This is a genomic window from Chryseobacterium sp. GW823-FHT05E08 (assembly GCF_058795655.1).
The window spans coordinates 472,821-485,800 of record NZ_JBXAHY010000003.1 but is presented as its reverse complement, the minus strand read 5'-3'; the positions used below and the strand labels follow the sequence as shown (position 1 = coordinate 485,800).

Annotated in this window: 9 protein-coding genes; 3 read left to right on the top strand and 6 right to left on the bottom strand. The window is 34.0% G+C overall.

Annotation, left to right across the window (positions count from 1 at the left end; all coding sequences use genetic code 11):
- The first annotated feature begins 310 nt into the window (after positions 1-310).
- Complete coding sequence (locus tag AC1Q7L_RS12620) at positions 311-2,047, top strand: phage tail-like protein (protein WP_492306246.1); 1,737 nt, start codon at positions 311-313, stop codon at positions 2,045-2,047.
- Positions 2,048-2,243: 196 nt separating this feature from the next.
- Positions 2,244-3,032: a phage tail-like protein gene (locus tag AC1Q7L_RS12615; RefSeq protein WP_066751638.1), complete on the top strand. Its 789-nt coding sequence runs from the start codon at positions 2,244-2,246 to the stop codon at positions 3,030-3,032.
- A gap of 601 nt (positions 3,033-3,633) precedes the next feature.
- Here the strand turns inward: AC1Q7L_RS12615 and AC1Q7L_RS12610 are convergent.
- The 3 genes from AC1Q7L_RS12610 to AC1Q7L_RS12600 form a co-directional block, all read right to left on the bottom strand.
- Complete coding sequence (locus tag AC1Q7L_RS12610; RefSeq protein ID WP_492306245.1) at positions 3,634-3,969, bottom strand: transposase; 336 nt, start codon at positions 3,967-3,969, stop codon at positions 3,634-3,636.
- Positions 3,970-3,973: 4 nt separating this feature from the next.
- Positions 3,974-4,423: a transposase gene (locus AC1Q7L_RS12605; protein ID WP_492306244.1), complete on the bottom strand. Its 450-nt coding sequence runs from the start codon at positions 4,421-4,423 to the stop codon at positions 3,974-3,976.
- Positions 4,424-4,792: 369 nt separating this feature from the next.
- Positions 4,793-6,328: a phage tail-like protein gene (locus AC1Q7L_RS12600; RefSeq protein ID WP_492306243.1), complete on the bottom strand. Its 1,536-nt coding sequence runs from the start codon at positions 6,326-6,328 to the stop codon at positions 4,793-4,795.
- A 587-nt stretch (positions 6,329-6,915) separates the two neighbouring features.
- On the opposite strand from AC1Q7L_RS12600, the gene AC1Q7L_RS12595 reads away from it, so the two are divergent.
- Positions 6,916-7,407 (top strand): hypothetical protein, encoded by a 492-nt coding sequence (locus AC1Q7L_RS12595; protein ID WP_492306242.1) that lies wholly within the window; start codon positions 6,916-6,918, stop codon positions 7,405-7,407.
- A gap of 640 nt (positions 7,408-8,047) precedes the next feature.
- On the opposite strand, the gene AC1Q7L_RS12590 is transcribed toward AC1Q7L_RS12595, so the two are convergent.
- The 3 genes from AC1Q7L_RS12590 to AC1Q7L_RS12580 all read right to left on the bottom strand — a co-directional run bounded on the left by AC1Q7L_RS12590 (position 8,048) and on the right by AC1Q7L_RS12580 (position 12,911).
- A complete protein-coding gene (locus AC1Q7L_RS12590) occupies positions 8,048-10,522 on the bottom strand; it encodes a hypothetical protein (protein ID WP_492306241.1) in 2,475 nt (824 codons plus the stop codon).
- A gap of 1 nt (position 10,523) precedes the next feature.
- Positions 10,524-10,886, bottom strand: a complete 363-nt coding sequence (locus AC1Q7L_RS12585; RefSeq protein WP_492306240.1) for a phage tail-like protein — start codon at positions 10,884-10,886, stop codon at positions 10,524-10,526.
- A 609-nt stretch (positions 10,887-11,495) separates the two neighbouring features.
- On the bottom strand, positions 11,496-12,911 hold the full coding sequence (locus AC1Q7L_RS12580) for a tetratricopeptide repeat protein (RefSeq protein WP_492306239.1): 1,416 nt from the start codon (positions 12,909-12,911) through the stop codon (positions 11,496-11,498).
- Between the last annotated feature and the right edge of the window lie 69 nt (positions 12,912-12,980).

Sequence of the window (12,980 nt, the reverse complement as noted above, 5' to 3'; positions counted from 1 at the left end):
TGAAATATTCTATTGTAATATCTATCAATAAATATTCTAAAAGATCAATTAAACCGTAAAAAAAATTGTTGATCTTATTTTCTTTTATACTTCATTCTTACTTAAGTTAGGTTTTAATTGTTTGATTTTAAATAAATTACAGTTATGTCGTAAAAATGACGTAAAGAAATCTCACATTTTCAATTCTACATTTGCACCCTCTTTCGAGAGAAGATTTCGGAAAAATAAGACTAGTCATTTTTTGAAGTACGATTCTAAACACACAAGGAAAAATTTTGAATGTATTATTAATTTTTAAAACAAATAAAGAATGAAAAAAATATCGACTGCATTGATGATATGTATTAGCATATTCCTCTTTAGTCAAGTGGGTATTGGCACTGCTAATCCTACTCCCGGCTCTATGCTGGATGTATTTTCTACAAATAAGGGATTTCTACCACCAAGGTTAACAACTGCTCAAAGAGATGGTATAAATCCTAAGCCAGGAGGATTAACAATATATAATGCAGATATAAACTGTCTGCAATACTGGAACACTACAGCATGGGTAGGAAATTGTAGTGGAGGCACCGTAGATCCCGGAGCCGGTACTATTACCAATTGTACTACAGGAGCTTTGAGTGGTACTTATCAACAAGGAATATCAATGACCTCTGCAAATACAGTAGTAATTACCGTAAATGTAACAACCATTGGAGCATGGACAGCAAATAGTAATACTGTAAACGGAGTACAGTTTACCGGAAGCGGAGATTTTACTTCTCCAGGTTCTCAGAATATTACATTAAGAGCTAATGGAGTACCGGTATCAAACGGAACTTTTCCATTTTCCTTTACTGTAGGAAGCTCGACTGCCTGTGTAAGAAATATTACTTTCTCTGCAAGCCAGGGAGGAGGAACTATTAGCTGTAATAATGCGGTACTGAGTGGTACCTATAAGCAGGGAACAGCAATGACATCTGCTAATAAGATTGAACTAAACGTAACCCCTGCTTCTACAGGACCTTGGTCAGCATCAAGTAACTCTGTGAATGGTATTAAATTTGAAGGAAGTGGAGATTTCCAGAGTATGGCCACTCAGAAGATTACTTTATATGCAAGTGGGACTCCTCAAGGAGTGGGGGATCATAATTTCATATTTACATTGGGAAGTTCTACCTGTAATAGAAATATTAATTTTGCGAGCAATCAAGGGACGATAACAGGGTTAGATTGCAGTCAAGCTGTTCAAAATAATGTTGCAACAGCTAACAGTTCATATTCTGACAATATGTTTATCAAGTATACTGGAGGAAATGGAGGGCCATATGCTCAACAGTTCTTTAATTCTAAAGGGATCTTAGGTTTAACAGCTGAAATATCTGCAGGAAATTTTGTAAATGGTAGCGGTGACATTCAAGTAAAAATTGGCGGAACACCAACTTCTACAGGTAGAGCTTATTTTGAGATTATGCTGGATGGTAAAAGTTGTTATTTATACGTATTTGTTGTTGCACCACCAGATCTTGGTAATGCTTGTTATGGTTTTGCTCTTCCGCATACCGGAAGTGGAGGACAGGCTTCAGGTCCTATTAGTACGAATAAATTTGTTACAGCTACCTTTAACCATACGAATGTTGGACAGGCAACTGGAGTATATACTTTTTGCGGAACAAGTAACGATACATCAAAAAGTTTTGCTCTTGCAGTTGCTCAATATAGTCATTCTACTATGACGGTTAAATTTGATAAGCCGGTTGTTAATCTTAAAGTAAAATCAGTAGTCTTAAATTCCGGAGAAGATTATACTATTACATTAAAAAGAAATAATAAAATTATTAGTAGCTCAGATATTATAGTTTCTCTTGGGCAAACAACTTGTAACGGTAGTTTTACAATTTCTAAAAATGGTAATTCAATTTATGTGAAGAGATCTGGTTCCGGAGTTGGTAATATTGTATATAATTTAGGAGGAGTATGGTTTGATGAAATGACTCTTGAAGCTACTAATCATAATAGTGGTAATGGATTTAATCTCGATTTCTGTATAGGAGATGCCTTGTAAAAAAACAACATAACACCTTACTAAAACACCAGAGAAGAATGATGACTTCTCGGAAATTATAAAATATCCTTTAACTAAAGCAGGGAATTCCCTTATTATATCCCTGCTTTTTTAGAAGTTCAAAAATATTTTATAAACTTAATTCAATTCATACAAGGAAAAAATTGAATGTACTTTAAAATTAAAAAAATTAAGAATGAAAAAAATATTAATCACAGCGATGATAAGTATTGGGGCATTAGTCTTCGGGCAGGTGGGTGTAGGTACTCCAAACCCTAGCCCCAGTGCTATGCTCGAGGTGTTTTCCATAGATAAGGGATTTTTGCCTCCCAGACTTACAATAGCGCAGAGAGATGGTATCAATCCTAAACCGGCAGGATCGTGGATCTATAATACGGATGATAATTGTATGGAATATTGGAACGGTACTTCCTGGATAGGAAATGATTGTACAGTGATTCCCGTAGTGCCACCTCCCGATCTTTCACTTTCCCCAACAGGATTTCGAATTCCTTACACGGTAAGTAATGGTACTGCAACTGGTACTGTGGATGGATTACTTGTTACTGCGAAATTTAGAAATTATGGTGATGTTGAAAAACCCTCAGGGTCTGTTACCAATTGTGGAGTTACTGCTTCAAACTTCAGATTTTCTGGATCTCATACTATAATTGATTTTAATAGAGAAGTCACTAACTTCAAAGTACTTCAAGCAGGTTCAAACTCAGGTAACAAGTTTTCATTTGTATTGACGAAAGGTGGTGTAAAAGTATCACCGGTAATTTCTGTAGCTCCTAATGGTGGCTGTAATAATAATTTTACAATTGATGATGCTACAACAAATATTACTGTGAGTACTAGTATTGGTACATCAGGAATAGTTTATAATTTTGGAGGAGTTTGGTTTGATTCTATTGCCATTACAGATTCAGGTATTGGTACTCAATTATCACAATTCACTATTTCCATAGGAAATGCTCAATAAATTCTATACGAGAAAGCATAATTAAAGCTTTTCTTAAATTAAAAAACAATTTTAATTATATTTTGATTTAGTTAAAGGCAGGGATCCCGTACATTACTCATATTCCATTGCCCTGTCTTTTTCTAGATCTTTTAGAAGAAAATAAAAAAACAAATGATGAAAAATTAGTGTTTAAGTTTTCAGACTTAGTGTTTACCCGGAAGCAAGGGCAAAATTCCCATTGTCCTTGTTTCCTTTTTTTGATGAAGAAATATCCTAAGCTATACACGTAGTTTTAGTTTTCATAGTTAGTGTTTTTTATAGAAATACAGGGATATTATTCCCCAATATCCCTGATCTTTCTAGTTTTAGTGTTTACCGAAGATTTATTTCAATCTTCGGTTTTTTTCATGAACTAAACTTATGATTTTGTAAGAAAAAAACTGATAATTTGACTCTTTTAGTGTGCTTAAAAACATCAAATTTTATTTAAAAAGACTCTTGGAATTATTTTTTAGATATAGCTTAATTTGTTGAATATAAAAAAGAGCCAAAGATTTATATTAAATCTTTGGCTCTAAGTAAAATATTAATTAAAAATTGAAATTATTTCTAAATAGTATTAAGCAGCAAACATTTTTTTCCATTTGGTAATGGTATTTCTGCTCATTTTCAGATCTCTTGCCAACTCTGAATTATTCAGGTTGTTTTTCTTCTGAAGTTCCAAAATTTCAATCACAGTTTCCTTGTCATAAGATCTGTGAGACTGATTGAATATTTGAGTTTCTCTATCCTCGGTTCCGAATATTTTTTCATTAAGATGAAGAATATCCAAACTAGATAATTCTTTTTTACTTAATATATTTTGACATTCTTTTTCTTTTTCGGGAAACTTCATCTGTATCATATCATTGAAGATCCTTTTATAGTCCGGAGCGTTTGAAATGTTGTTTTCCATAAGTTTACTGTTTTCCGTCATTGTTATTTATTTTATATTTGGCGATCCACTTATAGAGAGTGGTTTTTGGTATTTTATATTCTTTTATAATCTGAGTCTTTGTTTTCTTTTTAGTTTCAACAAGCTCTATTATAAAATCAATTATTTCTTTGGTATAAATATTTTTTCTAAACTGAGGTAAGCTTGTTTTTTCGACTTTTGATTGATGAGATTGAGAGGACGATTGCGGTGAATAAAGAATTAAATGTTGAGAATATATTCTGAAAAAATCATACTCAAGCAACTTACTCCATTTTAATAAATGAGCAGAATCTAAAGAATCACTCCTGTACATTTCATCAATCAATAGCTCATCACAGCTGAAAAAATTACAAATTCTGGAAATATTAATATCGTACTCCGTAACTCTTTTTTTGATTAATGATCCTATATGTATTTCTTTTAAATTGTGCATAATGCAGGTGTTAATAAAAATTGTTTTGAAAACTTTAGAATAGCATTTTCAAAAGAACTGGGTTGTTAGCTAAAAGCTTTAGCAAATTTATAGCAGATTATTGGAAAGTCTATTACTACAATTATACTTCAATTTTGCAATCTACTGAAAGTTAAAATTTTACAGATTTATTTTGAGTTAAAATGTAGTATGTTTTTCACTGCTTTATAACGAATCTTATCTTATTTTGAAATTCGCCCTGAAAAATATCAGAGCGAATAACAAGTACAAATAATAATTTAAGCTAAGTATTTGTTCACTAAGAGTTATTGTAATTTCATTTAAATAAATTCTTTTAGAATTAATGTGACTACCCTTAATGAAACTGTTTTATTGTATTTTTTGATAAGTAATAGCAGCCTCATTCCATCCAAACTGGACGGTGAATGTAGATTCAGCAGGACTGCTATTTCTATCAACAAACAAATAGTAAGTCTTATTTTTTCCAGAAGTATTATTCATTACTAAGTTTCCATTTACAATTCCTCTATCTTGTGAAAGTGAAAAACTTCCGGACGCTAATTTGGGAGAAAGGGCATCTGCACTGAAATTGAATATTGACATATCTGCCGTAGAATCTCCCAATCTGAATCTTATGAATAAGCTTCCTTTTTTATATTCATCAGAAGCAGATTCAATATCCATACCCATGGTAAGATTGAGTAACCATTTCCCCGGAGGTAAGGTGATCGGAACTCCTGTATATTTTGCTGAGTCTGTATTTTTAGGAAAAGTATACTTTATATTGGGTAAATTTAAAGTGCCAAAGGTGGTAGCAACTTGTTTCCAAGTAGCGACGCCATCAGCGTCAGAGGTAAGCACTTTCTCTGCTCCTTGAGTTCCGTCTACAATTTTCACAGCTCCGGTTGTGGACGAGCTAATATGTAAAAGATTGGTAGGTGCGGTAGTTCCTATTCCAACTTTTCCTGTAGGATCTATACGCATTCTTTCTCCTGATATGGGCATATCTCCACTTGTAAAAAAGCGTAAAGAAGTAAGGTTGTCTGTACCGTTTCCTTCGTATTTTGCATTAATTCCCGTTCCGTTATGGTAAGATTCTATTTTTCCGTTAAAATGAGGAATAAATTCAAGAGAACCTATATTATCACCAGGTTTAAGATTGGCAGCAGCAGCTACAGTGCCGCGGGATTTATGGAAACGAATGGCGTTGTATGTATTACTTGAGCCACTATAGTCATCAAAATGATATTCATTGGCTCCGTCATCATTCTGAGAGACAACGCTAAACTTAGCGCGTGATGTATTACTGGTGCCAATTCCTACTGCTCCTTCAATAATTGCTCCATTTTGTGGAGCTGATAATCCGGCATAATTAGTTCCTAATGCTAAATTACCTATTATTGAAAGTTTACTTCCAGGGGTAATTGTTCCGATACCTACAGCATTTTTAGCTGCATCTATAGAAAATGTAGAACCATCAACTGAAAAAGCATTGTTAGAATTAGCGGTAAAAGCTAATGTTTTATCTGCCTGTATTACCGTTCTGTTTTCTGTAAGGGTTCCGTCTGAGGTATAAATATTTCCATCAATGGGATTTAGTTTTATCCATGCAGTTCCATTATAATAATAGTAGCCAATAGCATCTATATTTTGTGCTATTCCTGTCTGTAATCCTGTAGTCACATTATTGATATAAAGTAGGGTAGAAGTGGGAATATCCTTCATACTCTGAGCTCTTTCTCTATCAACTCTGGGGATCAGTAATCCGTCTACATTGGTAGACGTACCTGTTGTATTTTTTGCTAATATATCTATCGTCGCTTGAGGATTTGGAGTATTAATACCTACTTGTGAAAACGCAAGTGATGAAGATAATAAAGCTAAAATAAATGCTGTTTTTTTCATTTCTTTAGTTTGATTGTTTGTTGTTGAAATTTTTCTGTCCTTGTGTGTTTAGAATCGCATCCCTAAAAGAAATACCGGTTTTTTCTTCGAAATAGTTTGTGTTGTAATTCTTGTACAAATTTACGGACAGAGAAGTGCTTTTCAGCTACTACGTATATACGACTAGATTGATTATCAGTTGTTTGTTTTGCTTTTCAAGTAAAAATGCAGTAGAGTATTTACTGTCTGTTTTTTAGAAAATATATTTAGTGATAAACGCTCAGCTGATTTCTTTACATCAAAAAATAATAAATAATCAAAAAGATAGAATAAAACTAATTTTGTTAAAATTTTTCTTAAAGATTCATCTTGCTTTATTCTAAAGAATAGATCAAAAACAGTCATTTTTTTCTACATTTTAAAGTAGTTGGTTATATATTTTAACTTCAGCTCCAATTTGCTTAAAATCATTAATGAACAAGCTTACAATAGCTTTTTAAGACTTTGTAATAATGTTTGTTAAAATTATTTGTATTGATATCCCAGACATGCAGTTTTTATTATATTAGCGACCATTAAAAAAAATACAAACCTTAAAAAAACACATTATGCCGATTACAAATCTTAACAACACTCACCTTACAGCTGCACAAGTTGACACTGCAAATGATGCGCTTTCCCAACTAGAAAGTGCACTTACAATCATTAACATCAATCTGTCTCCGGATGACCGCAGAAAATATGGAAGCATCAATGAACAGAATAAATTGTTTGTGAATAAAGTGTATGATTACAACAAAAATCAGTCTACGTTAAGCTCTCCCGAAGTAGACTGGGAAGAATTTAAAAAAGATCAGACCTCCCGCCAAAATCTTGAAGGGATGATTGCAAGGCTGGATAATCTTATCTCAAGATTGAACAATGCTAAAACCCTGCATGACTACGACAGTTATCAGGCTGCACTTACAGACTATGCCTATACAGCCTACAAAGCCGGAACAGCAATTCCCGGGTTTGAAACCAAGCAGAATGATTTGAAACAGTTTTTCTCCAGAACTTCAAAAACAACAGAAACCCCTCCTCCGGCAAGCAGTAAATAATTAATAAAACTTACAAAAAAATCCTTAAACCCAACGTTTAAGGATTTTTTATGATAGATATCCGTTATTTAATAGATGATTAAGGTTTTTGAATGTTCTGTTTGGGTGATATAATGATCCTGTGAGGTTAAGCAATGGTAAGATGGGGTGATATAACCTTCTGACGATATATTCTATCTGTTGTTTTAGGTTCTCCAACCTAAGTATTGTTTAAAATAACCTGAAAGAACCATTCCGTAACCTTACAATTCATACATAAAACCTTGTAAGATCTTTCTGTAACCTCAACCGATGATTGTACTACGTATACAGATTATTTATGAACCTCAATTGATATATGATGAACGTATATATTGGGGTTAGCTTACCTCAAAATAGGACTGCAGAAAATTATCACTTCTTAGGAATAAAAATGTAAGTAGCAGGGGATGAGTTCTCAGATCATTTGCGTTAAAGGGAATATTTATTGAAGCTTTATCATTAAAAAATTCGCTCTGCTAAAATGCAGAGCGAATAAAAGACACAAACACTAAAAACTGATGAAAAGCAGTTTTAATTTTTTTAAGGATCATACCTACTTTGGGGCTGTAGTTTTTGTATGATCCTTTATATTTGGGAGAGGATTATAAATGTTAACTGTTTATTGTACTGCTCCTAGACAAAATACGGCATAACTTCCTGCTGGTTTTTGTGCTACATCGGAAGATTCACCACCAGTTTGAGTTCCATTGATTTCAACTTCATCAAACCATGCATTTCCTATTATATATATACCATTTGCAATTGCACTTGGACCTGCAACCGAAGTAGATGTTACTATATTTGAAGATAGTTGATAATTATTATTTGTATTACATATTAATTGCATTGTAGGGCTTATTACTTGACCTTTTAATTTAAAAGTATAGACATATCTTTCACTAAAATTAATAGCTCTATGAAATACTTTTAAATTTGTCACAGGTTTATTAAACTGTATTTTTATCCTAGAAGTTGATGGGTAGGAGTAAATTGGTTGGCCACTTTTATCTTTCTTACCTGTATCAGTAGAATTTTGAGGACCCATAAATTCTATTCTTCCAGATCCAAAATTATCACCAGTGTCGCATTTGCTAACACCATAAGTACCAGCAGAAGTATATAATGCATTACTGTAAGTAGCTGTAACACTTTTTCCATTTACGGTCATTGTCTGACTTCCACTAATCTGCCCTGAAAGTAAAGTTCCATTACATGTAGTTGTATTATCAATAGGTGGCAATCCTTGAGATACCACTCTTGTAATAGTACATGTCTGCCCTCCTATATTGATGGCAAAACTAGCGGTACCAGAAGTAGAAGGTGTTCCTGTAATAGTATAGGTAAGTGTTCCATTCCCGTTGGCAAAGCTTCCGGCTGTAAGTTTAGCTGTTAATCCTGTAACCCCAGTAGAAGTTACGGTCTGCCCGTTGTGTGCTCCACCATTACCTCCGGTGTATGAAATGACAGATTTTACGTTTGAAGCTGCAGTTCCGTTTGTAAGGGTTCCTGTATGGGTGGCTCCGTTACAATTTAAATTGGCTATTGTTCCTACTCCTGCTACTACATTTCTTGTAATGGTACATGTCTGCCCTCCTATATTGATGGCAAAACTAGCGGTACCAGAAGTAGAAGGTGTTCCGGTAATGGTATAGGTAAGCGTTCCAGCTCCGTTGGCAAAGCTCCCGGCTGCAAGTGTGGCTGTTAATCCTGTAACCCCAGTAGAAGTTACGGTTTGCCCATTGTGTGCTCCCCCGTTACCTCCTGTATAAGAGATGACAGACTGTACGTTTGAAGCTGCGGTTCCACTTGTTAGAGTTCCGGTATGTGAGGCTCCGCTACAGTCTAAATCAGCTATTGTCCCTGCTCCTGTTACTACATTTCTTGTAATGGTGCATGTCTGCCCTCCTATATTGATGGCAAAACTAGCGGTACCAGAAGTAGAAGGTGTTCCGGTAATGGTATAGGTAAGTGTTCCAGCACCGTTGGCAAAGCTCCCGGCTGCAAGTGTGGCTGTTAATCCTGTAACCCCAGTAGAAGTTACGGTTTGCCCATTGTGTGTTCCTCCGTTACCTCCTGTATATGAGATGACAGACTGTACGTTTGAAGCAGCGGTTCCACTTGTTAGAGTTCCGGTATGTGACGCTCCGCTACAGTTTAAGGTAAATGCGGGACCGCTGTTTTCTATTATTCTAGTAAACAGACATTCATATTCATTTACATGGACGATAAAGCTTGCCACACCTGTCGAAGATGGTGTACCTGTAATAGTATAGGTAAGAGTTCCGTTTCCATCTTCAAAATTTCCGGGTAATAGAGTAGCGGTAAGACCTGTTATGCCAAGAGACTGTACTACTTCTCCGGCGTAAGATCCACCATCTCCACCGGTATATGGTATTGTTGTTGTTACGTTTGCAGCAGCAGGTAATCCGACCGTTAATGTACCATTTTCAACAGTCTGATTACATTGTAAATAACCTATGTCGCCTGGCAACTGTTCGGTTACAACTCTTCTTACAATACATGTCTGTCCGCCAATATTAATAGCGAAGTTGGCAGTTCCTGATGAAGAAGGTGTTCCTGAGATGATATACATTAGATTACCAGTTCCGTTATTGAAGTTTCCGGGAGCCAGGGTAGCTGTTAATCCTGTAACTCCTGTAGATTGTACGATCTGTCCACTATGAGCAGAGCCATTACCTCCTGTATAAGAAATGGTAAAAGTAACACCTGAAGCCTGTACACCAGCGATAAGTTCTCCTTGCATTGCTGCTTTTGTACAGTCAAGACTAAGCGTTGGCTCTTCTCCAGGTTCACAGATAGTATCACTTAAGCAATTGCTCCATGTATTTGTTCCCTGATATAGTCTTACACAATCATTGGTACTGTCATAGATAATTGTTCCAGGGACTACGGATCCTCCCAAAGGATTCAAAATGTTGTTCACATCAGAATTGGTGGGTAATACCAATCCCATATTGTTGGTAGTAGGCTTATTAATATCTAAAGCTCCTCTTGGAGAGGGAGTTCCTATACCAATTTGCCCAAAAGACAATACCCAAATAAAAAGTATTGCCAGTGTTAACGTTTTTTTCATCTTATTTTTGTTTTGATTTGAATAGTTGTGTTGTTATATTCTTCTGTACAGAATTATTGTTTGCCGTTTTCATAACAGTTGTTGCAGAAAATTGTATACAGTTGCTCCACTGATCCGTTTTTTTATAATATTTTACACAGTCTTGAGCGCTGTCGTAAATAATAGTTCCTGGGATCACATTTCCTCCCTGTGGGGTAATGATGTTTATCACATCTGAATTGGTAGGAAGTATAAGACCCATATTATTGGTATTATCGTTTTTGTTGATGTCTAATGCACCTCGAGGATTGGCAGTATTCATACCAACCTGCCCAAAGACAATTGAACCGATACACAGAAATCCTGTGATTATAATTTTTTTCATTTCTTAGATTTTTTTGTTTTTAATTTTTCTTTGTGTATTTAGAATCATATCTATAAAAAAGACCGGTCTTTCTTCGAAATAAAGTGAGAATTAATCAATCAACATAATTTTTTATTTTTCTGTTTCTATAGAGGGTTTTGAGCTGATGTATCAACTTTATTATTTTTTTTATCATTCCTTTAGATTTTAGTGATAAGTTTTTATTGTGTTTTTACGGCCTGTGAAAGTAGTAAATAGTAAGAGGGATAATTATGTTCTAGAAAATTTCAATTTGCTTGTTTTTTGTTTAATTGTTTTGTGCTATTTTTTCTTTTTCCTTAATGTGTATTTAGAATCGTACCTCAGAAAATAACCGGTTTTTTTCTTCAAAATAGTTTGTGTGAGAATTCTTGTACAAATGTACTGACAGTAGAGGGGAACTCAACTACTACGCATATACGACTAGTTTGACTATCAGTTGATTGTGTTGTTTTTCAAGTGGAAATGCAGTAGGTTGTAAAACCGCTTTTCTTGTGCGAAATTATAATTAAAAACAAAAAACCTGTAAAAAATACAGGCTTTGAATAAAGACGGAGAAATATTTTATTATTCTGAAAATGGATTGTAAAACTACTGTTCCATCATCCATTTATTAAGATCGATTTCGGAAGAGAGGTTTATTTTTTTTCTAAGCCTATACTTTCTGGTTTCAACGGTACGAAGGCTTATGTTTTCAAAATCCATAATCTCTTTGCTGGAAAAGTTTAATTTCAATAATGCACAGAATTTAAGTTCATTTGAGGTTAGGTTAGGATACTGATCTACCATTTTTTCATAAAAATCAGAATATACTTCTTTAAATCTGGTAAGAAAAAGAGGATCACCATGTTTAGCAAGATGTATTACTTCTTCAAATGCAGGATTAAGTTTTTTCTTTAGTATATTGGCTTCGCGTGATTTTTCAATAATCACTTTATTCTTGCGTTTCTGCTTTGTAATGTAAAATTTACCAATGAAATATCCTGAAACTAGAAAAGCGATAACAATACCGAAGATTAAAACATATAGCTTAGTCTTTTCAGTTTTTTCATGTTGATCTTTCTGGTGTAAAGCTTTTTCTACGTTAACATGAATAACTTCTTTCTCTTCATTAATGATACTGTCATTTACTATTGTATATTTTTGAAGGAATTCTGAAGATTTATCGTTGTTATTTAAAGAGCTATAGGTTTCGGAGATTAATTTATAGGTCATTCTTTGGCCATCCTTGCTTTTCATTTTTTCAAAAATTTCAAGTGCCTGCATATAATAGCCTAAAGCTTTCTCGTACTCTTTCTTTTCTGTATATAATCTTCCGTAGTTGAATAATATCCTTCCTTTCTGATAGACAGAAGATTTATCAACGATGGTCATTGCTTTATCCAAATAGTATTTTGTGGAATCATGCTTTTTTTCATCCAGATTTCGGCTTGCAATTGTGATATAAATAAGAGGTTCAGGAGAAACTTTTAAGATTTTTCTTTCCATGCTCATCATAGAGTCCCGCATTTTTAATGCTTCAAAACATGCCATTTTCCAGAAATAACCAAGATATAAACGTTTTTTTTGTTTTTCTTTATCAGATACCTTCCAGGCATATTCTACGGATTTATTAAAACCTTCAAGAGATTGCTCGTATAATGCCAATTCAAAATAATTTCGGGCAGAAGTCCCATGAAATTTTGATCTTAGTTCCGGGCTTTTGATATGATCTATATCTTTTTCAGCTTGGTTTAAATAAGTTAGACTTTCCTTGTTTTGCTTTTGAGAAGATAAGTAATTAGAAATATTGAGACGGGCAGCAAAAGCACCCTCTTTATTGTTTTGTTTTTGATATTCGGAAAGAGCTTTTTTATTAAAATCAATAAGTTCCTGAATCTTACCTTCCGCACGGTATTTTTCCGTAATAGTTTCAAGCTCATCCAAAGTATAAGTTTGAGATTTAAATTGAGAAATGGTGAGTATAAATAAAATATATACTAGCTTTCTGAATTTTTTTTGAAACATATTCGTGATTTATTTAACGAAGATAAAAAATTTACATAAACATATGTTGACCATTGACAAAAAAATCGC

What these genes read in the sequence shown, in the direction of transcription:
- AC1Q7L_RS12620 (WP_492306246.1), top strand. Translation starts at nt 311, where the DNA reads ATGAAAAAAATATCGACTGCATTGATGATATGTATTAGCATATTCCTC.
- AC1Q7L_RS12615 (WP_066751638.1), top strand. Translation starts at nt 2,244, where the DNA reads ATGAAAAAAATATTAATCACAGCGATGATAAGTATTGGGGCATTAGTC.
- AC1Q7L_RS12610 (WP_492306245.1), bottom strand. Translation starts at nt 3,969, where the DNA reads ATGGAAAACAACATTTCAAACGCTCCGGACTATAAAAGGATCTTCAAT.
- AC1Q7L_RS12605 (WP_492306244.1), bottom strand. Translation starts at nt 4,423, where the DNA reads ATGCACAATTTAAAAGAAATACATATAGGATCATTAATCAAAAAAAGA.
- AC1Q7L_RS12600 (WP_492306243.1), bottom strand. Translation starts at nt 6,328, where the DNA reads ATGAAAAAAACAGCATTTATTTTAGCTTTATTATCTTCATCACTTGCG.
- AC1Q7L_RS12595 (WP_492306242.1), top strand. Translation starts at nt 6,916, where the DNA reads ATGCCGATTACAAATCTTAACAACACTCACCTTACAGCTGCACAAGTT.
- AC1Q7L_RS12590 (WP_492306241.1), bottom strand. Translation starts at nt 10,522, where the DNA reads ATGAAAAAAACGTTAACACTGGCAATACTTTTTATTTGGGTATTGTCT.
- AC1Q7L_RS12585 (WP_492306240.1), bottom strand. Translation starts at nt 10,886, where the DNA reads ATGAAAAAAATTATAATCACAGGATTTCTGTGTATCGGTTCAATTGTC.
- AC1Q7L_RS12580 (WP_492306239.1), bottom strand. Translation starts at nt 12,911, where the DNA reads ATGTTTCAAAAAAAATTCAGAAAGCTAGTATATATTTTATTTATACTC.